The organism is Saccharospirillum sp. MSK14-1, from assembly GCF_003054965.1.
Taxonomy (GTDB): Bacteria; Pseudomonadota; Gammaproteobacteria; order Pseudomonadales; family Natronospirillaceae; genus Saccharospirillum.
On record NZ_MIES01000033.1, the window covers coordinates 1,697,638 to 1,719,505 of the forward strand.

At 55.7% G+C, this 21,868-nt stretch carries 17 protein-coding genes, 1 tRNA gene and 2 rRNA genes; 10 read left to right on the top strand and 10 right to left on the bottom strand.

Annotation, left to right across the window (positions count from 1 at the left end; translation table 11 throughout):
• Window positions 1–12: 12 nt before the first annotated feature.
• Window positions 13–1,440 carry a dihydrolipoyl dehydrogenase gene (gene lpdA / locus BGP77_RS17095; RefSeq protein WP_108166021.1) on the top strand — a complete coding sequence of 476 codons (1,428 nt, stop codon included), beginning with the start codon at window positions 13–15 and terminating at the stop codon, window positions 1,438–1,440.
• Window positions 1,441–1,502: 62 nt separating this feature from the next.
• Window positions 1,503–2,135, top strand: a complete 633-nt coding sequence (locus BGP77_RS17100) for an SDR family oxidoreductase (RefSeq protein ID WP_108165907.1) — start codon at window positions 1,503–1,505, stop codon at window positions 2,133–2,135.
• Here BGP77_RS17100 and fetB read toward each other — a convergent pair.
• Both fetB and BGP77_RS17110 read right to left on the bottom strand, forming a co-directional pair.
• Window positions 2,132–2,935, bottom strand: a complete 804-nt coding sequence (gene fetB / locus BGP77_RS17105; protein WP_108165908.1) for an iron export ABC transporter permease subunit FetB — start codon at window positions 2,933–2,935, stop codon at window positions 2,132–2,134. The two genes, BGP77_RS17100 and fetB, sit on opposite strands and share 4 nt — an antisense overlap.
• Complete coding sequence (locus BGP77_RS17110; RefSeq protein WP_108165909.1) at window positions 2,932–3,516, bottom strand: ATP-binding cassette domain-containing protein; 585 nt, start codon at window positions 3,514–3,516, stop codon at window positions 2,932–2,934. The genes fetB and BGP77_RS17110 overlap by 4 nt, the downstream gene beginning before the upstream one ends.
• 147 nt (window positions 3,517–3,663) lie before the next feature.
• On the opposite strand from BGP77_RS17110, the gene BGP77_RS17115 reads away from it, so the two are divergent.
• Window positions 3,664–4,227 (top strand): hypothetical protein, encoded by a 564-nt coding sequence (locus BGP77_RS17115; protein WP_108165910.1) that lies wholly within the window; start codon window positions 3,664–3,666, stop codon window positions 4,225–4,227.
• A gap of 357 nt (window positions 4,228–4,584) precedes the next feature.
• On the opposite strand, the gene BGP77_RS17120 is transcribed toward BGP77_RS17115, so the two are convergent.
• The 4 genes from BGP77_RS17120 to BGP77_RS17135 form a co-directional block, all read right to left on the bottom strand.
• Window positions 4,585–4,672 (bottom strand) — tRNA-Ser (locus tag BGP77_RS17120).
• 104 nt (window positions 4,673–4,776) lie between these two features.
• Window positions 4,777–5,607: an NADPH-dependent 7-cyano-7-deazaguanine reductase QueF gene (gene queF / locus BGP77_RS17125; RefSeq protein WP_108165911.1), complete on the bottom strand. Its 831-nt coding sequence runs from the start codon at window positions 5,605–5,607 to the stop codon at window positions 4,777–4,779.
• 22 nt (window positions 5,608–5,629) lie between these two features.
• Window positions 5,630–6,400, bottom strand: coding sequence for an ABC transporter permease (locus tag BGP77_RS17130; protein WP_108165912.1), 771 nt, complete (start codon window positions 6,398–6,400; stop codon window positions 5,630–5,632).
• Complete coding sequence (locus tag BGP77_RS17135; protein ID WP_108165913.1) at window positions 6,397–7,332, bottom strand: ABC transporter ATP-binding protein; 936 nt, start codon at window positions 7,330–7,332, stop codon at window positions 6,397–6,399. The genes BGP77_RS17130 and BGP77_RS17135 overlap by 4 nt, the downstream gene beginning before the upstream one ends.
• Window positions 7,333–7,458: 126 nt before the next feature.
• Here BGP77_RS17135 and BGP77_RS17140 point away from each other — a divergent pair, with 126 nt between their 5' ends.
• Window positions 7,459–8,328 (top strand): TIGR01777 family oxidoreductase, encoded by an 870-nt coding sequence (locus BGP77_RS17140; protein ID WP_108165914.1) that lies wholly within the window; start codon window positions 7,459–7,461, stop codon window positions 8,326–8,328.
• A 66-nt stretch (window positions 8,329–8,394) separates the two neighbouring features.
• Complete coding sequence (locus tag BGP77_RS17145) at window positions 8,395–8,826, top strand: dCMP deaminase family protein (RefSeq protein ID WP_108165915.1); 432 nt, start codon at window positions 8,395–8,397, stop codon at window positions 8,824–8,826.
• A 21-nt stretch (window positions 8,827–8,847) separates the two neighbouring features.
• On the opposite strand, the gene BGP77_RS17150 is transcribed toward BGP77_RS17145, so the two are convergent.
• Window positions 8,848–10,893 (bottom strand): methyl-accepting chemotaxis protein, encoded by a 2,046-nt coding sequence (locus BGP77_RS17150; RefSeq protein ID WP_108165916.1) that lies wholly within the window; start codon window positions 10,891–10,893, stop codon window positions 8,848–8,850.
• Between the two features lie 86 nt (window positions 10,894–10,979).
• Window positions 10,980–12,476 carry a glycerol kinase GlpK gene (gene glpK, locus BGP77_RS17155; RefSeq protein ID WP_108165917.1) on the bottom strand — a complete coding sequence of 499 codons (1,497 nt, stop codon included), beginning with the start codon at window positions 12,474–12,476 and terminating at the stop codon, window positions 10,980–10,982.
• Window positions 12,477–12,867: 391 nt separating this feature from the next.
• Here glpK and BGP77_RS17160 point away from each other — a divergent pair, with 391 nt between their 5' ends.
• From BGP77_RS17160 to BGP77_RS17180, 5 genes are all read left to right on the top strand, one after another.
• Complete coding sequence (locus BGP77_RS17160) at window positions 12,868–13,683, top strand: carbohydrate ABC transporter permease (RefSeq protein ID WP_108166022.1); 816 nt, start codon at window positions 12,868–12,870, stop codon at window positions 13,681–13,683.
• Between the two features lies 1 nt (window position 13,684).
• A complete protein-coding gene (locus BGP77_RS17165; RefSeq protein WP_108165918.1) occupies window positions 13,685–14,536 on the top strand; it encodes a carbohydrate ABC transporter permease in 852 nt (283 codons plus the stop codon).
• Between the two features lie 3 nt (window positions 14,537–14,539).
• Window positions 14,540–16,651, top strand: a complete 2,112-nt coding sequence (locus tag BGP77_RS17170; protein ID WP_158269418.1) for an alpha-galactosidase — start codon at window positions 14,540–14,542, stop codon at window positions 16,649–16,651.
• Between the two features lie 109 nt (window positions 16,652–16,760).
• On the top strand, window positions 16,761–17,978 hold the full coding sequence (locus BGP77_RS17175) for an ABC transporter substrate-binding protein (protein ID WP_108165920.1): 1,218 nt from the start codon (window positions 16,761–16,763) through the stop codon (window positions 17,976–17,978).
• 66 nt (window positions 17,979–18,044) lie between these two features.
• Window positions 18,045–21,128, top strand: coding sequence for a beta-galactosidase (locus tag BGP77_RS17180; protein WP_108165921.1), 3,084 nt, complete (start codon window positions 18,045–18,047; stop codon window positions 21,126–21,128).
• Between the two features lie 274 nt (window positions 21,129–21,402).
• Here BGP77_RS17180 and rrf read toward each other — a convergent pair.
• Together rrf and BGP77_RS17190 are read right to left on the bottom strand one after the other, a co-directional pair.
• A 5S ribosomal RNA gene (gene rrf, locus BGP77_RS17185) occupies window positions 21,403–21,518 on the bottom strand.
• 204 nt (window positions 21,519–21,722) lie between these two features.
• Window positions 21,723–21,868: ribosomal RNA gene (locus BGP77_RS17190) — 23S ribosomal RNA — on the bottom strand; the annotation flags it as partial.

The following is a 21,868-nucleotide window of genomic DNA, read 5'->3' on the forward strand; positions in this document are numbered from 1 at the left end:
AGGGCAATGACCATGACACGGACAACACAGGCGCAATTGGTGGTTTTAGGCGGCGGTCCCGGTGGCTACTCCGCTGCGTTTCGGGCTGCCGATCTGGGTATGAACGTGACCTTGATTGAACGCTATGCGCGTCTTGGCGGTGTGTGTCTGAATGTCGGCTGCATTCCCTCCAAGGCGCTGCTGCACATCGCTGGCGTGATTGAAGAAAACGAACATCTGAGCGAACTCGGTTTCAGCGCCCAGCAGCCCGAGCTGAAAGCTGTCCAACAGTACCGCGACCAGACCGTCGAGCGAATGACCACCAACCTCAGCGCCATGGCCAAAGAGCGCGGCGTCACCGTGATTCAGGCCAACGCCGTGTTTGAAGACAGCCAGCACCTGCGGCTGACACAGGCCGATGGCGATGAGTCTTTGTTGGGCTTCGAACAGTTGATTCTCGCCACCGGTTCGCGCGTGGTTGAGCTGCCCTTCCTGCCCAACGACGAGCGCATCTGGGATTCCACCGATGCCTTGCAACTGTCGACCATACCGCCGCGTTTGCTGGTGATCGGCGGCGGCATCATCGGCCTGGAAATGGCGACCGTCTATCGCGCACTGGGCAGCACGGTGTCCATTGTCGAAGCCGCCAATCAACTGATACCGGCTGCCGATGCCGACCTGGTTCGGCTGTATCAGCGTGATAACAATGATCGCTTTGATATACGCCTGAACACCCGACTCGACAGCGTCACCGCCGGCCAGTCTGCGCTGAATGTCACCTTGATGGACGCTCAGGACAACGCCGAAAACGCCGACTTTGATGCCATTTTGGTCGCCGTCGGTCGCCGCCCCAATGGCGATTTACTGCAGGCCGAAAAAGCCGGGGTGAACGTCGACGATCGCGGCTTTATCGGTGTTGATGAACAACTGCGCACCAACGTCAGCCACATCTTCGCCATCGGCGATCTGGTCGGTCAGCCAATGCTGGCGCACAAAGCGAGCCATCAAGGTCATGTCGCCGCGGAAGTGGCTGCGGGTGAATCCGCGCGGTTCACACCGATGGCGATCCCCTCGATTGCCTACACCCACCCGGAAGTCGCCTGGACGGGTCTGACTGAAAAAGACGCCAAAGCTCAAGGTCTGAACATCCGCACCGCCGCCTTCCCCTGGAGCGCCAGCGGCCGTGCCCTCGCGTCCGGCCAGAATACCGGTCGCACCAAGCTGATTTTCGATGCCGACACCGACCGTCTGTTAGGCGCGGGCCTGGTTGGCGCCCACGCCGGTGAATTGCTCGGCGAACTGACCCTGGCGCTGGAATTCGGCGCCAGCACCGAAGATCTGGCGCTCACCATCCACGGCCATCCGACGCTGCACGAAACCGTCGGTCTGGCGGCTGAAATGGCCAGCGGCACCATCACCGACCTGCCGAATCCCAGGGCAAAAAAACCAGCGCCCGCTTGAGGTTGCAACGCTTAAAAGCATCACCATCTGATAGCACAATCTCAAACCAACGGAGGTGATGCATGACGACCCTAGTGATCGGCGCACACGGTCAAATTGGCCAACGATTGATTAAACACCTGGCGGCAAGCGGCGATACTCCCAGAGCCATGATTCGCAGCCAGGAGCAGGCGCAGACCATCAAAGCGCTCGGAGGTGAGCCAGTTATTGCCGATCTGGAAGGCGATTTTTCAGCGGCACTGACCGGTTGCGACAAGGTGGTTTTCACCGCCGGTTCCGGCGGCCATACCGGTGCTGACAAAACGGTACTGATCGACTTGTGGGGCGCCATCAAAGCCGTGGATGCCGCCAAAGCCAGCGGCGTGAAACAGTTTGTGATGGTCAGTTCGCGCGGTGCTGAAAACCCGGATGCTGCCCCGGCGCGCATCAAACACTACACCGTCTGCAAGCATCTGGCAGACGAACACCTAATCCACAGTGGGCTGACGTACAGCATTCTAAGACCGGGCCGGTTAACCGATGAAGACGCCACCGATCAGGTCCGAACCGACTGGCCCGACTCGCAAGAAGAGCAATGGGTGACGCGCGCGGATGTGGCCGCCGCCATCGCCCACTGCCTAAGCAGCAATGCCACTCACCAACGGATATACCCCTTGTTTCACGGCGAGCAGCGCGTTGCCGAAGCCTTGGCTTAATGGCGCGCCGGCCGCAAGCGATCCACTCGCAACCGTTGGCGGCCGTCGAACAACCGGTGGCTGGCCAGCAACACCGCCACCAGCGTGCCAAAGCCCGAGCCGAGGGTAATGCCAAACATAATCAGAATCTGATATTTCACCGCCAGTGATGGCGGACTGCCTGCGAGTATCTGTCCGGTCATCATGCCCGGCAAACTGACCACACCGGCCGCTGCCATGGCATTGATCACCGGAATAAAGCCGGAGCGGACAGCCGATCGGCGCACATCGCTCAACGCCTGCTGAGCACGTTGCCCCAGCATTAACCGCGCTTCGATTACAGCGCGTTGTCGCCAGGCGGCTTCGGTCAAGCGGTCGAGCGACAACGTCACCGACGTCATGGTGTTGCCCAGAAACATGCCCAACAACGGGATTGCGTATTGCGGTCGATACCACGGTTCAGGACCAATTATCACCGCCAGCATCAACACCGTGACACTGAACGCCGAGACAAACATCGACACTGTCCCGATGCCAATTCCCCAGGCCCCGGACAAAGGTCGCTGCTGGCGTGCCTGCACTTCACGACCGGCAATAAGCAACATGGCCAGCGCCAGTAACGCCACCCACAGCAAGGCACCCATGGTAAACAGCGCCTCCAAAACCAGACCGATCAACGTCAGCTGCACCACGGTTCGCAGCGCAGCGATCAACAACGAACGACTGACACCCAGATGCGTTAGCCACAACGTGACCGCTAAAGCGATCAGCAAGGCGGCGGCGATGCTTAATTGCCAGACGCTTAACTCAATGACATTCATGCGCTCACCGACGCGGGACCAAGCGACAGACACTGATCCGCTACCCGCCGCAATTGACGATCATCGTGCGACACCCAGATGGCCATTTTGTGGTGTGAGCGGATCGCAGCCAGCAGCCAGGTTTCCACCATCGCTCGACTGCGCTCATCGAGATTCGCGGTCGGCTCGTCCAGCAACACGACGCGAGGTTGGTAAGCCATCGCCCGCAACAGCGACAGTCGTTGTTTTTCGCCAGTAGACAATCGGTCAATGGTCCAGTCGCTGGGATCGCGGTCAAAACCCAATGCTTGCCAATCGACGACTCTGCGCTCAGGAAAATGCTCGGCCACCGAATCGGACCACCACTGGCTTTCCGCAGGCACCAGCATCACCTGACGGCGCCAGTCGTGCGCAGGAAAGGCTGTTTGAGGGGTGTTGTCGAGGCAAATCTCACCGCCATGCGGATCCAGATCGGCCAGCGCTCGTAGCAAACGGGTTTTACCGGAACCTGAAGGGCCAGACAGCCCGAGAACCTGCCCCGGAGCCACCGTCAATTCGAGGGGGGCGAGACGAGGCAGACTCAGTTGAATCAGTTGCAGCATGGGACAGCGCCTAAGGGACTGAGCATGACGATGGGTGTTTTCGCAGAGCGGGTCAAGCCTCGCCAGCGCGCCACCTGACAAACCCCGTCCTACCAAAACTGTGAACTGCGTCTAGGGTATTAAGGAACCTCTGTTTCGAGCCCGAATGTGGTCAGCCAACACCCGCCCTATGTTCAGACGCCGCTGCACCATCTGCGGTCGTCCGTGTTGATGATGGGTATTTTGAGCCTGGTATGGGCTCTCATACCCACCCGCGCTGAGGACGTTGAAGTCGAAGTAGGCCTGGTCACCCACCATTGGATTTCCGACGATCTTAATGACGAGAACCGGCTGGTGGGGGCCGGTTACAAAAACTGGGAACTCTCCACCTTCGTCAACTCCTTTGGCGATCGTTCCTACAGCGCCGGTTATCGCTGGCATTTATCGCGCAGCTTCAGTGTGAGTTCGGGCGTAATCCACGGCTATGGTGAAAACGCGGATTGGTTTCCCGTCACGCTGGACGACGAAGTGATTTATCTGATCGTTAACGCCGAGCCTCCGGTTGACGGGCCCCTGGGGCTGCGTTTGAGATTGATGGGAGAAGCAACGGTGGTGTCGTTGGTGCTGCGGCCACGGAATAAGATTCAGCGATTGGGGCGGGATGAGTTTGAGGAAGGGGATGGGTTAAAACGTGAGGGGGACAGTCCGGACCGTTTGAACAGAGAGAATTAAAAAAGCCCCCGGCCTTTTGGGTGATGAAAGAAGATAGTGATTATGACATTTCCGGTCGGGATGCGCTCCCTGCGGTCGCGTTCTCCGCTGCGCTCCGAATCGAACCGGAGGGTTCGTCCACACCGCCCGAACCGCAGAATTAAAAAAGCCCCCGGCCTTTTGGTGCGATGAAGTAAGACAGTGGTTATGGCATTTCCGGTCGGGATGGACTGGGGTGCATTCGCACCCCACCCTTCGGGCGCCTGCGGCGGTCCTGGATGCTGCGCATCCAGTCGAACCAGAGGGTTCGTCCACACCGCCCGAACCGGGAGAATTAAAAAAGCCCCCGGCCTTTTGGGCCGGGGGCTTTTTTAATTCTGGCGGTGAGGGAGGGATTCGAACCCTCGATACGTTTCCGTATACACACTTTCCAGGCGTGCGCCTTCGACCACTCGGCCACCTCACCATAAATCGCTGTCACCGCGTGCGGCGCAACGGCGGCGAACTCTAGCGGATCGAGGTTATCAATGCAAGTTTTTTAAGGAAAACAAGCGCTTAGCCGTCAATTCCTTATTGGCGTGCCAGTCGTCGGTTGTCGGCTTCGAAGCCAGGGTCGTTGCTGCGATAGGGGTTAATGTCGAGGCCACCGCGACGAACGTACCGGGCGTAAACGGTCAGTTGCTCCGTACCACAGTGGCGCTGCAAGTCCTGAAAGATGCGCTCGACGCACTGTTCGTGAAATTCGTTGTGCTGACGAAAGGAGATCAGGTATTTGAGCAAGGCGGCCCGGTCGAGCTTGGGGCCTCGGTAGTCGATGACCACACTGCCCCAGTCCGGTTGGCCGGTGACCAGGCAGTTCGATTTTAACAGATGGCTGTTGAGCACTTCGTGCACTGGTTCGCCCGGTACGGTGGCCAGCAAACCCGGATCGGTCTGGTACTGGTCGGTTTCGATGTCCAGGTCGTCGATGTTTTCACCCGGCAGGCCAAAAACGTCGGCGCTGTGCCCCATTTGCCCCAGCGGCACCAAGGTGACCCGTACGTCGGCACCGGCGGCTTTGCTGAGATCGGCGGTCATGGTTTCAGCCACTTCGCGCACGCTGGCGAAATGGCTTTGGTTGAAGGAGTTCAGGTAGAGTTTGAACGATTTCGATTCGATCAACCGCGGCGATTGCGCCGGAATAAAAAACTCACCCAGCGCGACCACTGGCTTGCCTTTGGGGTTCAGCCAGGACAACTCGTACGCGTTCCAGATATCAACGCCGGCAAACGGCAGTTCATCTCCATCGATGCCAATTTCATCGCGTTTGCCCTGCCGTTCTATGGGAAACAACAGCGTTGGATCGTATTCGGCGATGTAGGCGCTGGTTTTACCCAGCGGGCTGTGTTCAGGGGTCGACATGCTGACCTCGGTTCCAGTTGGATTAGCTGCGCAGACCACGGCCGGTGTTGAGCAGGTACAGCGCCCAACCCATCAGTGCCGCCAGAAAGACGAACAGCATGCCATAGGCCGACAAAACTGGAATATCACTGACGCCGATGATGCCGTACCGGAAGGTGTTCACCATATAGAGAATCGGGTTGAGCTTGCTGACCCATTGCCAGACTTCCGGCAACATGCTGACCGAATAGAAAACGCCGCCCAGATAGGTCAAGGGCGTCAGAATAAAGGTCGGCACGATGGTCACATCATCGAACTTGGTGGCAAAAATGGCGTTGATTAAACCGGCCGTCGCAAACACCACCGCGGTCAAGAGGATAACGCTGAGCATCACAAAGAGGTTGTGCACTTCCAGGTGAGTGAACCAGAGACTGAGCAGCATGACGATGATGCCGCAGGCCAACCCCCGCGCCACACCACCGAACACAAAGCCAAGCATGATGACCCAGTTGGGAACCGGCGAGACCAGCAATTCCTCAATCGATTTCTGGAATTTATTGGAGAAAAAGCTCGAGCTGACGTTGCCATAACTGTTGGTAATCACCGACATCATGATCAGCCCAGGCACGATGTATTGCATGTAATCGACGCCATCCATCGAACCAATGCGGTCGCCGATCAGGTTCCCGAAAATGATGAAGTACAGCACCATGGTGATGGCCGGCGGCAATAACGTCTGTACCCAGATGCGGGTAAAACGACGAATTTCTTTGGACAGGATGGTGTAGAAAGCAACCCAGTATGGATGATTCATGCCGCGCCCTCCTGTTTAGGCTGCTTGGACGTCAGGTCAACGAACAGCTCTTCCAGCCGGTTGGTTTTGGGACGAATGCTGGTGACTACCAAGCCGTGCTGCTGGAATTGGGCAAAGACGTCGTTGAGGTTGTCGTCATGAGCAATATCAAATTCCAAACTGCCATCGTCAGTCAGTCGGCAATTGAAGCCGTTCAAGTCGGGCACTTCCGTCAATGATTGGTTGATATCCGCCACGAAGGTAGAACGCTGTTTACCTTGCAGTAACTGACGCGTCGGTGCCTGAGCAATGATCTCGCCGCTGTCGATGATGGCGATGTTGCGGCACAGACTTTCGGCTTCTTCCAGATAATGCGTGGTCAGGATAATGGTCGTACCCTGGGCGTTCAGCTCGCGCAGGAATTGCCACATGGAGCGCCGGATTTCGATGTCCACGCCCGCGGTTGGCTCATCAAGAATCAGCATTTGTGGTTCGTGCACCAACGCCCGAGCGATCATCAAGCGGCGTTTCATACCCCCCGACAGCATGCGTGCCGGTACGTCGCGCTTTTCCCATAAATCCAGCTGTTTGAGGTATTTTTCCGCGCGTTCGGTTGCCAGCTTCGGCTTAATGCCGTAATACCCGGCCTGCTGAATCAGGATGTCATCGACCTTCTCAAAGGAGTTGAAGTTGAACTCCTGGGGGACCACACCCAGACTGCGTTTAACCGCTTCGCGCTGGGTGTCCAGGTCATGCCCACAAACGCGAACCTGGCCGGAACCTTTGTTAACCAGCGAGGAGACAATACCAAGGGTGGTGGATTTGCCGGCGCCATTGGGGCCAAGCAGTGCGAAAAAATCGCCTTGGTCGACACGCAGATCGATGCCTTTGAGGGCTTCGAACCCGTTGTCGTAGACCTTACGCAGTTGCTGAATATCAAGAGCTAACGTCATGGAACTCCCGTACGTTGGCGGGCCGGCTTGGGTCAATGTCGTGATCACGGACACAACAACAGAGCCAGCGGGAAAAACGAGGCGTATAAGTGGTTGCTAAAGTCATAAATTCAATGGAGTCCGACCATGAAAATCCTGATCACCGGCGCCAGCGGATTTATCGGTTCCGCATTGGCCAAACGCATGCTCGACCGCGGCCACCTGGTCGATGGTTGGCAACACCGCACGCCCTTACCAGCAGGCGTGAACCCCATCCGCCATCTTGATGATCTCACCCAACACTATGACGTCATGGTCAACCTCGCTGGCGCCAGCATTGCCGGCGGACTGTGGACCGAATCGCGCCGCCAGGTTCTGCGCGATTCGCGCATTGCCTTTACCCGTCAACTGCTCGACCGTTTAGGCCACCACGGCTTCAGCGTCGGCCATCTCATCAGCGGTTCGGCCATCGGCTACTACGGCACCGGCGCTGCGGTGGTCACCGAAAACAGCGAGCCCGGCGACGATTTCAGCGCCCAGCTCACGCGTGATTGGGAAGCCGCGGCACAGGCAGCAGAAGCAAAGGTTGAACGATTAACCTGGGTGCGAACCGGCCTGGTTCTCGGTCGCGATGGTGGCCTGTTACCCATGCTGGCACGGCCGGCCTACTTTGGCCTCGCCACCCGTTTGGGTAACGGTGAGCAGGGACAAAGCTGGATTCATCGGGACGACTGGCTAGCGGCGGTCGACTTGATTCTTGAGCATGGCGTGACCGGCGCGGTGAACCTGACGGCCCCGTCACCGGTCAGTCAGGATACGTTTAACCGCCAACTGAGCCAGACATTGCACCGCCCTTACTGGATGCGCTTCCCCAGCGGACCGCTGCGCTGGATGCTCGGCGACCTTTCAACCTTGGTGCTGGACGGTCAGTATGTTGCGCCGCAGCGATTGCTCGATCAGGGATTTGAGTTTCAATATCCCACGCTCGGAGATGCCCTGACTCAGTTGTATTCCTAACCGTGCTGATTGTCGCCGCCGTCTGTGTCTGCTACAAACGCTAGTCCGTCATCCAAGGAGAGCCTCATGGCCAGCAAATGGGCAGAACGTTTTTTTCAAATGGCCGAATTGGTCGGCTCCTGGAGCAAGGATCCCTCAACCCAGGTTGGCGCAGTCATTACCGAACGTAATCGCGTGGTCTCGCTGGGCTTTAATGGTTATCCGCACGGCGTTTCTGACCGTGCCAATACCGAAGACCGGGAAATGAAATACGCCAAAACGATTCACGCCGAAGAGAACGCCATCCTCTTTGCTAAGCGTGATCTGGCCGATTGCGAAATCTGGGTGACACACTTCCCCTGCCCCAACTGCGCCGCCAAAATCATTCAGACAGGCATCAGCGTGGTGCATTGCCCGATGCAGAGCGACGATTATTTATCGCGCTGGGGCGACAAGGTGAAAATCAGCGAATCGATGTTTGCCGAAGCCGACGTCCGGGTGCACTGGGCCAAGCCCTGAGCACCCGGACAGCCGGGTTGATTAGACTTTGAACTGCTGCACAGCCTGGTCCAGATCGTGCGCCACGCTCTGTAACTGATGCGTCTGATCAGCCGCCTGCTGAGCACCTTCAGCCGTGCCTTCTGAGACTTCCCGAATCGCGACAATGTTCTGATTGATCTCTTCGGTGGTCGCGCTTTGTTGCTCCGACGCGGTGGCGATCAGCATGTTCAGTTCGTTCAGGTGCGACATCGCGGTCATAAAGTTGCTGAAGCGCTCCTGCGCTGACCGCGCTTGTTCGGCCACATCCTGGGTTGCGGACTGACTGGATTCGATCACCGCCACCGCTGAGGCTGACTGCTCCAGCATCCACTCAATTTTCACGCGAATTTCTTCGGTCGATGCCTGTGTTCGCCCGGCCAGCGTGCGTACTTCATCGGCCACCACGGCAAAGCCCCGGCCTTGTTCACCGGCGCGCGCGGCTTCGATGGCGGCGTTTAACGCCAGCAGATTGGTTTGCTCGGCAATGCCGCGAATCGTCGCCAGAATGTCTTCGATGCTGGTGACGCCTTCATCGAGCTGGCGGATCACCTCTGCGGCACTGGCCATTTTTTCTTCCAGTGTGCCGACCGCGGTCATCGTCGCTTTCACCGTTGTGTCGATGACCCGGGCATCCTGCTCACTGTCGCGCATTTCCCGGCTGGCCACTTCGGCGTTACTGGCCACTTCTCGAATCGACGACGTCATTTCGTTAATGGCGGTCACCACCATATCCAGCTCGGTGCGCTGGCGTTCCACACTGGCGCGAGTCTGATCGGAGATCGCTGTGGTGTCGTGCGCGACCCGACTGAGCGTTTCATTGTGCGTCTGGATGCGGCCAATCATGCCACTCAGCGTCGCCACCAACTGCTCAGTTGCCTGACTGATATCGCCCAGCTCATCGCGACTGTGACGACCAAATTGCGCGGTAAAATCGCCTTCGCCAACCTGCGTCATGTAATGGCGCAACCGTTTCAGTGGCTGACGAATCGACCGCACCACCAACACCGAAACCAAAATACAAAAGACCACCGCAACAGCGGCAACCGCCATCAACGCCAAACGTGACTCCACCACCTGGCCTTGCGCACGGCGCCCAATGGAGTTCGCTGCCGCATCAACCCGGGCCGCAATGCGACTGAGCAACGCCACCTCGGTACTTAAACCGTCCTGAGTCTGGATCACGCCGGCACGCAGCGCTGCCTTGATCTGCAAAAAGTCATTCTGCAACGGCGCCAAGCCTTCGTTGGCCGTCACCTTTTCAACCAGCTGGCCAACCAGCGGGCCGAGTTCACGCTGAAATTCGCCCATTAAGGGCTCCTGCCGTGCCCGCGCCATCAATTGAAAACCCAGGCGCCCGTAATCTTCCATAAAGTCACGAAAGTTATCCTGAGCATTGCGGAAATCGGTCAGCGTGTTCACCAGCGCCAACTCCCGAGCCCAGGCCGAACCGTGGGTGACCAGATTGCGAATGTCATACAGCAACTCCCGATTATCCGGGTCTTCGATGTCATTCAGATAATTGGGGAAAACGGCATCCAGGTCGCTGATGATGGTCTGTAGGTCTTGGCGGATGGTGGCTATCTGCTGCTGAGCGACCAGCGACTGGCCATAAATGCGCATATTTTCGCGCGTCGCGCCGAATAAATCCTGGCTGCGACCAACAATAATTTTCAGATCACGGCGACTGGCTTCCAGCGTTCCCAGCTGATCCAGCTGATCGGCCAAGGCCGTTGCCCGACGCTCAAAAGCGACGGTGGCCGCATCAAAGTCACTTTCCAGTCGGTCGAGCAAGGCGGGATCGACCGTGTTGTAATGCTCAATGGCCAGGCGACTGACTTCGAGCAGTTCAATTTGCAGATCACCAACGGTTTTCTGTGCCGGTGCAGCACCCGATACCACGCGGCCAACACCGCTGTTAATGCGTTCCAGACCCAAAGCGCCAAGCATCACCACGGCAATAATGGCCAAACTCAAAATGGCAAACGCCAGGTTCAGCCTGGAAGCCACATTCAGTCTCAGCCTGGGTTTGCTCAACGCCCACTTCATAGTTACGTCCTTTGTTGTAATCGAAGAGCCTGGTCAGCCCAGACCCTTCTTTTAATAACGGCGTTCGCCCGGTTTTCTAAAGCCGGTCAATCCGGTTCGCTGACCTGCCGCACACCCTTCACAGCGCGCTGCCAACCATCATACAGGCGATCGCGATCCTGTTTTGACATCTGAGCATCAAACCGCTGTTCGCACTGCCAATAACCGGAGATATCGTCCAGTGAAGTGTAGAGGCCAGAGGCTAAACCAGCCAGGAAGGCGGCCCCCAGGGCCGTGGTTTCGGTCACGCTGGGCCGATCGACCCGGGTACCCAGTACGTCGGCGAGAAACTGCATGGTCCAGTCATTGACGGCCATACCGCCATCGACCCGCAACGCTTCCAATTCTTTGGCACCGTCAGCGCGCATGGCATCGACCAGATCGCGGGTCTGATAGGCCACACTTTGCAGACCGGCGGTCACCACTTCAGCAATGCCGGAATCGCGCGTCAGACCAACGATGGCACCGCGGGCGTCCGGATCCCAATACGGCGCGCCCAGCCCCGTAAACGCCGGCACCAGGTAGACCCCTTGGTCCGGCCCCACCTTTTTGGCAAGTTCGGTCGAGTCGGACGCTTTTTCGATCAATTTGAGGCCGTCGCGCAACCACTGCATGGTGGCACCGGCCATAAAAATGGAGCCCTCCAGGGCATAGGTGACTTCGCCGTTGAGTCGATAGCTGACCGTGGTTAACAGCTTATGGTGTGATTGCAACGGCTTTTTGCCGGTGTTCATCACCATAAAACACCCGGTTCCGTAGGTGCTTTTCACCATGCCCGGGGCAAAACAGGCCTGGCCAAATAAGGCGGCATGCTGGTCGCCGGCAATGCCGCGAACCGGTATGGAGCCACCGAGCAACTCGGCGTCGGTGTCACCAAACTCATCGGCGCAGTCTTTCACCGTCGGCATCATTGACTCTGGCACATCCAGCATATCGAGCAGGGCACTGTCCCAACGCTGGGTGTGGATATTGAACATCAGGGTGCGCGATGCATTGGTCGCATCGGTCGCGTGTTCCCGGCCGCCCGTCAGACGCCACAACAAAAAGCTGTCGACCGTGCCAAAGGCCAGTTCACCGCGTTCGGCGCGTTCGCGGGCGCCGTCTACATTGTCCAGAATCCAGCGCACCTTGGTGCCGGAGAAATACGGATCGAGCAGCAGGCCGGTTTTCTCAGCAACCCAGGCAGCGTGGCCGTCGTCTCTGAGCTGGTGGCAGAAATCTGCGGTGCGTCTGTCTTGCCAGACAATGGCGTTATAGATCGGTTCGCCGGTTTCTCTATCCCAAACCACCGTGGTTTCACGCTGGTTGGTAATACCGATCGCCCGGATATCGGAAGCCGTCATACCTGCTTTATCCAAGACGTCACGACAGACGCTGAGGGTCGACTGCCAGATATCTTCTGGGTCGTGCTCCACCCACCCATTGCGTGGGAATATCTGTCGAAACTCCTGTTGCGCACTGTGCAGCGATTGACCATCGCGGTTAAACAATATGGCGCGGGTGCTGGTCGTGCCCTGATCGATAGCGAGCAAGGTGTCTGACATGATGACTCCTTCAATTTTTATTGTAGGCAAAATGATCGGCACCGGATGCAATAGCCCGGCTACGATCTGGCTGGCGCCAGTGTACTCTTTCGCACATCAATCGACAGCGCCAACCTCGATCTGTGACCTCCAATCTGAAAACGATTTCACTCCTAAGCGCCCGGAAAATAAGGGCTGAGAATCCCATATTATATAATCGTATAAGCCAAGTACGGCAGAATTGAAAAAATTCTTGAAAACGTTTCCAAGCCTCACCATACTCGCTCATCAAAGGGTCACCCAATGTGCCCGACTATAAAAACAACACGATAAGAGGTAGTGCGACGTGCACGAAATCAGCGGCACTGATCGTTGGCATCGCCTAATTCCCTGGCTGTTTCTGTTGCCGGCGATGCTGTTCTTTACGGTCTACGTGATCTCCCCGATCCTGCAAAGCATCTGGATCAGCTTCTTCGACTGGGACGGTTTCGGTGACAAAGTCTTTATCGGCCTGGGTAACTACGTAGAACTGGGCGAAGACCCTCTGTTCTGGACCTCATTGAAGAACAACATTCTCTGGTTGGTGTTCTACATGCTGGCGGTTCCACTTGGGCTGGGCGTCGCACTGTTTTTAAACCAACAGGTATTGGGCATTCGCGCCGTCAAATCGTTGTTCTTTTTCCCATTCGTGATTTCTCAGGTGATCGTCGGCGTCGTCTTCGCTTGGTTCTACGATCCCAGCTACGGCTTACTGCAAAAAGCGCTGGGATTATTCGGTATGGGCCCACTGCCGATTCTGGCCGATGAAACCCTGGTGACATACGGCATCATCGCGGCGGGTTTATGGCCGCAAATTGCCTACACCATGATTTTGTATCTCACCGGTTTGAACAACCTCAATCCGGAACAGATTGAAGCGGCCCGAATGGATGGCGCCCACGGTTGGAAGATGCTGCGTCACGTCATTCTTCCCCAACTGAGACCGGCGACTTTCCTGGCCATTGTGGTCACCGTCATCGGCGCTCTGCGCTCCTTCGATCTGGTCGCTACCATGACCGGCGGCGGTCCTTATGGCAGTTCGTCCGTTCTGGCGTTCTTTATGTACGAGCAAGCCATCTTCAATTACCGCATGGGTTACGGCGCTGCCATCGCAACTGTGCTGTTCGCCATCATGCTGATATACATTTCTTTCTTCCTGTGGCGCATGCTGCGGGCTGAGCGAGGTTAAGATGTTTCCGACTCCTATCCAAAAAACCTCGCCGCTGACGCAAATCAGCTATCGAATCGCGCTGCCGCTGTCCATTGTGCTGTGGTTGCTCCCCATGTTTGCGGTGATGATGACCTCGGTGCGTTCTATTGGTGACATCAATGCCGGTAACTACTGGGGCTGGCCCAAAGACTGGATGCTGGTGGAAAACTACAGCGCTGTTTTTGGCAACACCAATATGGGACGTTACCTGCTGAACAGCGTGTTGATCACTGTACCGGTGATGGTCGCCTCGGTAGCCCTGGCAACGCTGGCCGGGTTTTCGTTGGCCAAGTATCGATTCCGCGGTCGCATTGCCATCTTCGCGACCTTTATCGGTGGCAACTTTGTGCCCTTCCAGATTCTGATGATTCCGGTGCGCGATCTCACCATCGACCTGGGTTTGTACGACAGCATTTGGGCGCTGATCCTTTTCCACACCGCCTTCCAGACCGGTTTCTGCACCCTTTTTATGCGCAACTTCATCGTTGACCTACCGGATGAGTTGTTCGAATCCTGCCGGCTGGATGGTGCCAGCGAATGGCACATCTTCCGCAAAATCGTGCTGCCGTTGGTCCGCCCCGCACTGGCCGCGTTGGCGGTGCTGATATTCACCTTCGTATGGAACGATTATTTCTGGGCGCTGGTGCTGGTTCAAAGCGACGAAGTTCGACCCGTTACCGCTGGCATCAGTGCCCTACGCGGTCAATGGCTGGCGTCCTGGCAACTGATTTCCGCCGGCTCCATCGTCGCGGCCCTGCCACCGGTGATTCTGTTTTTCACCATGCAGCGACACTTCATTGCGGGCCTGACGCTGGGCGCTACCAAGGGCTGAATGATGACTCTTTATACACTGCACAGCCGCAACGCCAGCGTTGTGATCGAACAACCACAGAACGGAGCACCCATTTTGCGGTACTGGGGTGCGCCGCTGTCGACAACACCGGACCAACAACTATGGCAACGCGCTCTGGCTCAGGCTGGCCTGGATGAACACAGTGCGCTCAGTGTGGTGCCAACGCTGGCCGACGGTACCTTTATGGAACCGGCACTGCGGTGTCATGTTGAGGGTCGCCACTGGGCACCTCAGTGGCACTGCCAATGCCTTTCCGCTGACGATCAACAGCTGACGTTTCAACTCCAAGCCGTTAACTTCCAGGTTCAGATTGATTGGCAGCTGCAGCTCGATACTGACACCGACGTCCTGAGCATTGATGTCCGCCTAACCAACCTGGGACCAGAACCTTTATCTCTGGAGCAATGGCTGACGACGCTGCCCTTGCCACTGTCCATGACGGAGGTGATGAGTTTCAGTGGCCGCTGGGTGCACGAATTCCAACCTCAGCGCGACCGGTTGCCGTTAGGATCTCTGGAATACACCAACCTGCGCGGACGTACCTCGCACGACCACTTCCCCGGTTTGCTGGTCAGCGACCGCGAATTCAGCCCCGATGACGGCGAGGTGTATGGGTTTCACCTTGGCTGGAGTGGTAATCACCGTCAGCGCCTGGAACGCAGCCAACTCGGTCACAGCCAATATCAGGCCGGAGCGCATCTTCTGCCTGGTGAAGTCAGCCTGTCTGCCGGTGAGCAATTTGATGCACCGACACTCTACGCCTGTCGATCCAAAGCGGGCTACAACGGCATCGCCGAACGCTTTCAACGCTTCGTGCGTGCGCACATTCTGCAACTGCCAGGTGATGCAGTTCGCCCCGTGCACATCAACACCTGGGAAGCGCTTTATTTCGACCACAATCAACACGGGTTAGACCAATTGGCCGAAGCAGGCGCTCGCGTTGGCGCGGAACGTTATGTACTGGATGATGGCTGGTTTCTCGGTCGTCGAGACGACAGCGCTGGCCTCGGCGACTGGGTCGTCGATCCAGATATTTACCCGGAACAATTACACCCGTTAGCGGCGACTTTAAAACAACACGGCTTGGAATTTGGGCTCTGGGTAGAGCCGGAAATGGTTAATCCGCGCTCACGGCTGTACGAACAACACCCCGACTGGGTGCTCGCCATCGATGGTCAACATCAACCACTGGCGCGCAACCAAAGAGTGCTCGATTTAACCCGCACCGAAGTACGGGATTATCTGTTCGACCATCTCAATGCCTTGCTGTCGGATTACCCCATTCGCTATCTGAAATGGGATATGAATCGTGACCATGTCCAGGCCGCTGACGCTGACGGTCGCGCGGCGGGTTTTCGCCAGACTCAAGGACTTTATACGCTGCTTAAGCGTCTGCGCACGCAACACCCGACCGTAGAAATCGAGTCCTGCGCCTCCGGTGGTGCCCGCATGGATTTTGGCATTCTGCACTACACCCAGCGCTTCTGGTTAAGTGACTGCAACGACGCTCATGAACGTCAGATCATGCAGCAATGGGCTGCCTTATTTTTCCCAGCCGAAGTGCTTGGTAGTCACATTGGGCCGCCAGAAAGCCATACCACCAGTCGTGTTCATCAAGACGATGTGCGTATCGGCACCGCCTTTTTTGGACACCTGGGTATCGAGTGGGATATCCGCAAGCTGGATGACACTGCGTTTGCTCGAATGGAGCGCGGTATTGCACTGCACAAAGCATGGCGTCCGCTGTTGCATCAGGGTCTGCGTCACACACTGAATAGCGGTGACGATGCTCAAATTGCATTTTCCGTCAGTCATAAAAACCGCCAATTGGTCAGCGTTTTTCAACAACGCATGCCGACTCTGGCGGTCGGCGAAAATTTGAAATTAAAACGCTTAGTGACTGGCCAAATCTATCGATTGCAGTGCCTGTTTGAACCACAAAAAACGGGTCACCTGATGAAACAAAAACCAGCCTGGATGGACGCTCAGCAAGCTCATTTTACTGGCGCCGAACTGATGCAGGTTGGCTTACCGCTGCCGGTCTTAGATCCAGATACGTTACTGGTTTTGGCACTGGAACCCATGGACCCGTAAATCGTCTCGCCCGGTGTTGTTGTAGCCAAAAAGGCATTTATAACAACACCCCGAAAACAGGGACTACCGTCCCGCCTGTCGTCTCACAACAAAAAAGAAGGACGAAGCCATGAAACTGAAACACCTAGTCACCGCCAGCGCACTGAGCGCCTTGTTGCTGAGCCAAGCTCAGGCAGGCACTCTGGTTATTAACTCGAACCAGTCCGACCCCGCTCCGCGCGAAACCTGGACAAACATCATCAACGACTTCGAAGCCGCCAACCCGGATATCGACGTTCAACTGAACGAGTATGATCATGAAGGTTATAAAAGCGCAATTCGTAACTGGCTGGTGACATCACCACCGGACGTTGTGTTCTGGTTCGCCGGCAACCGCATGAAGTTTTTTGTCGACCGTGGTTTGTTTGAGCCGGTTTCCGATGTCTGGGAAGACAACGGCATGAATGAAACCTTCCGCTCCACACGTGCTTCAATGACTGTTGAGGGTGAGCAGTACGGTGTACCTGCCACCTACTACCAGTGGGGCATCTATTACAACGCGGATATGTTCGATGAACTTGGCCTGAGTGAACCGCAAACCTGGGAAGAATTCATTGAGGTTTGTGAAACTCTCAAAGAAAACGGCTACACCCCGATCACCATCGGTACCAAGTTCCTGTGGACCGCGGCAGGCTGGTTTGACTACCTCAACCTGCGTACCAATGGTCTGGATTTCCACATCGACCTGATGGATGGAAAAATCCCTTACACCGACGATCGCGTACGCGATACCTTTGCCAACTGGCGCCAGCTGGTTGATGGTGATTACTTCCTGGAAAACCACGCATCCTACAGCTGGCAGGAAGCTCAGGCTCCGCTGCTCAATGGCGATGCCGGCATGTACCTGATGGGCAACTTCTTAACGCCAAGCTTCCCGGAAGGTTCCAACTACGGCTTCTTCCAGTTCCCGCAAATTAATCCGGAAGTGGGCATGTTTGAAGATGCACCGACCGATACGATTCACATTCCGTCGCGCGCTAAAAACAAAGCAGACGCCAAGCGCTTCCTGGCTTATGTTGCCCAACCGGAAGTACAGACTCGACTGAACCTGGGTCTGAACCAATTGCCACCTAACTCTGAAGCTGAAGCCGGTGACAATCACTTCCTGCAAGAAGGCTTGCAGATGTTGTCTGAAGCAGACGGTACTGCGCAGTTCTATGACCGCGATACCGACCCGGCCATGGCCTCAGAAGGCATGAAGGGCTTCCAGGAATTCATGGTCGTTCCAGATCGACTGGACGACATCTTGAACAACCTGGAACGTGTCCGTCAGCGCGTGTTCCGTTAAGTTAAATCTGTTTCGCTAAACCTGTTTGGGCGGCCTAGCGCCGCCCTGTTTTTTTAGGAGGTTGCAATGCCTAGCTTCACTGAAATTCTGGCCCGGCGTGACTGGGAAAACCCGGCCCAGGTTGGTTTGAATAAACTGCCCGGCCACAGCCCGCTGTTCAGTTTCAGTGATCAGGCATCGGCCTTAACCGAAACCACGTCCTGGCGTAATCGCAGCTTGAATGGCGACTGGGCATTTCGCTTATACGCTCAACCCGAGCAAGTGCCTGCCGAACTGTTTGAAAGCGACTTCGATTTATCCGACTTTGAACCGATAAAAGTACCTGCGAACTGGCAATGCCAGGGTTACGACCAACCTATCTATACCAATGTTCAGTATCCCTTCGAACCGAACCCTCCCAGGGTGCCTGAGGCAAACCCGACCGGCTGTTATTTCACCGATATACAACTGAATGCAGAGCAGCTTATTGGCCAAACCCGTATCCGTTTTGACGGTGTTAACTCGGCCTTTCATCTATGGTGCAACGGTCAATGGATTGGCTACAGCCAGGACAGCCGTCTACCGGCAGAATTTGATCTAAGTGACATGCTCACGACGGGCCAGAATCGCATTGCCCTCATGGTCTTGCGCTGGTCGGATGGAAGTTATTTGGAAGATCAGGACATGTGGTGGCTGAGCGGTATTTTCCGCGATGTGTCACTCCTGCATAAACCACTTCAGTCCATTGAAGACGTTTCAATTCAAACCGAGTTAGACGCCTGTTATCGCGATGCATCAATCTACCTGACCACACAAATTTCCGATCCGTCGTTGGCGGTTGCTGCTCAGTTATTTGATGGCGATAAAGCCATTACTGATGTCATTGTTCAGCGTGCTGGCGAGGTTGAAGTCGACGAGCGCGGCGGTTTTCGCAACCGCGTTCAACATCGTATTGCAGTCACCGATCCAAAAAAATGGACGGCCGAAACACCGAATCTATATCGTTTGGTTGTCAGCTTAGTTAATGATCAAAACCAACCATTGGATATCGAAGCCTACGATGTTGGGTTTCGCCAAGTTGAAATCCACAATGGCCTATTAACAATCAATGGCCAGCCATTGTTAATCCGTGGTGTGAATCGTCACGAACACCACCCGGAGAACGGCCACACTGTCAGCTTTGCGGATATGGAAGAAGATATTCGCTTAATGAAGCAATACAACTTCAACGCAGTACGAACCGCCCACTACCCCAACCATCCGGACTTTTATCGGCTCTGTGATCGCTATGGTCTTTATGTGGTCGATGAAGCCAATATTGAAACCCACGGTCTGAATCCTTCCAGCCAGGTCTCCGATGATCCAGCATGGTTGAATGCGTATTTGGAAAGAGTCACGCGCCTGGTATTTCGCGACCGCAATCACCCCAGTGTGATTATCTGGTCACTGGGTAATGAGTCGGGCCTAGGCGCGAATCATCACGCCGCTTATCAGTGGATTAAACAAACCGATCCAACGCGACCAGTGCAATACGAAGGTGGTGGCGCAGACAGCGCGGCTACGGACATCATCTGTCCAATGTATGCTCGCCTTGATAACGACCTAAGGCTTCCGGTCTCAGTCCCCAAATGGTCCATCAAAAAATGGATTGGATTACCCAATGAAAATCGGCCATTGATTCTGTGCGAGTACGCTCATGCCATGGGTAACAGCCTGGGCAACTTTGCCGATTATTGGCAAGCCTTTCGTCAATATCCTCGCCTGCAAGGGGGGTTTATCTGGGATTGGGTAGACCAGGGTTTGAACCACACTACGAGTGATGGCCGGACTTACTGGGCCTATGGTGGTGATTTTGGTGACCAACCCAACGACCGCCAGTTTTGTATTAATGGTTTGATTTTTCCAGATCGCACACCGCACCCAACCTTGCTTGAAGCGAAGCGCTGCCAGCAGTTTTTTCAGTTTGAATTACTCACGACAACACCATTAAGCATTGCCGTTAGCAGTGAGTTTTTATTTCGTAACAGCGACAACGAACGTCTCCACTGGAACCTGACGGAAGACGGCAAGGTTATTTATGGTGATGAACAACGGCTCGAATTAAGCGCTCAGAACCGACAAACCATTACCTTGATGGATAACGTGCCGACACCAAAAGCCGGCTGCAAATATCATTTGAATGTCTGGGTAACTCAGCCTGAAGCGACGGCCTGGTCGGATGCGAACCATGAAAGCGCTCGTGACCAATTCACCTTACCGGCAAGCCTTGAACTGCTACAGCTGAAGACTGCCTCCGACAAAATTTCCGCACAGCTGATCGAAAAAACCTCAGGCTGGTTAATGCAAGCAGCGCAAACCTGCATTGAAATTGATGCCAACAACGGGCTACTGATCAGCTGGAAGATCAATGACCAGGAGATATTGATCGAGCCGCCCATCGACAACTTCTGGCGCGCACCATTGGACAATGATATTGGCGTCAGCGAGGCTGACCGTATAGATCCCAATGCCTGGGCCAGCCGATGGCAAGCCGCCGGTCTAGACCGACTGCAACGTCGCTGTAGCTCAGTTAGCACTTACCAACAACAGCAGACAGCCGTTATCGTCGTGAAAAACCGCTGGTCTGTGGATAATATCGATTGCGCAGCAACAACCTGGACCTGGCAATTGAATGGCGAGGGTGAATTGACGCTCGACGTAGACGCTGAGTTAGCGGTTGGTTTACCGCCAGTTGCACGTATCGGATTGATCATGCGCTTGGCACAACGCCCCGACAGAGTTCAATGGCTGGGACGGGGTCCGCATGAAAACTATCCTGACCGGGAATTGGCGGCCTATTGGGGGTTACACCAACTGGCTGTTGAGGAACTGCACACCCCTTATATTTTTCCCAGTGATAACGGCTTGCGCTGCGATACTCAGCATTTGGACTTGGGTATTTTACGCGTTCAAGGCGACTTCCATTTTGCGCTAAGCCCTTATCGCCAAGCGCAAGTCGCCCAGGCACGACATCAGTACGAACTGATTGATGAGGCTGGTCTGGAGTTACGCCTGGATGCACATCATATGGGAGTAGGTGGTGACGACTCCTGGAGCCCGAGTGTGCATGATGAGTATTTATTAAAGGAAAAACGCTATCGATACCGGATGAGTTTTTCTGGGAGTGATTGAGTCTTTTTGAGGGTTTAAGAAGAATATGACCGGGCTGGAATGCCCGGTTTTTATTTTTTGCGGCGGCTAAATTGTTTTCTCCGAGCCATAAAAAACCCCGAACCATCTCTGACCGGGGGTTCGCAATAAAAGCTTGACGATGACCCGGGCGGCGTTCCGCTAGGCGGCATCCCGCTGGGCGGCACTCCGCTTCTCGTAGAGGAGGTCATCGTGGTGCCTGTGTTGCAGACAATAAAAAACCCCGAACCATCTCTGGTCCGGGGTGGTATTAAAAGCTTGACGATGACCTACTCTCACATGGGGAAGCCCCACACTACCATCGGCGAGGCTGCGTTTCACGACTGAGTTCGGCAAGGAGTCAGGTGGTTCCACAGCTCTATGGTCGTCAAGCAAACTGGTTGGTGGTTGTCGTTTTTACGAAGCTCACTTTCCGTGGCTTCTTCAACAACGCACCCAATTCGCTCTGATTGACGTGTCTTCTCGTTGTCTTCCAGCTAGCTTTCTTTCCCTCTAGCCGTCGTTTGTCCGATTGTCCAAGTGTTCGTAGCTTCTTATCTTTGCTCACTCAAGCCGCCAACACCCCTTGGGCGTTATATGGCCAAGCCGCACGGGCAATTAGTACTGGTCAGCTCAACGCCTCACAGCGCTTACACATCCAGCCTATCAACCAGGTCGTCTTCCTGGGCCCTTTAGGAGACTCGAAGTCTCAGGGAAAACTCATCTTGAAGGGGGCTTCCCGC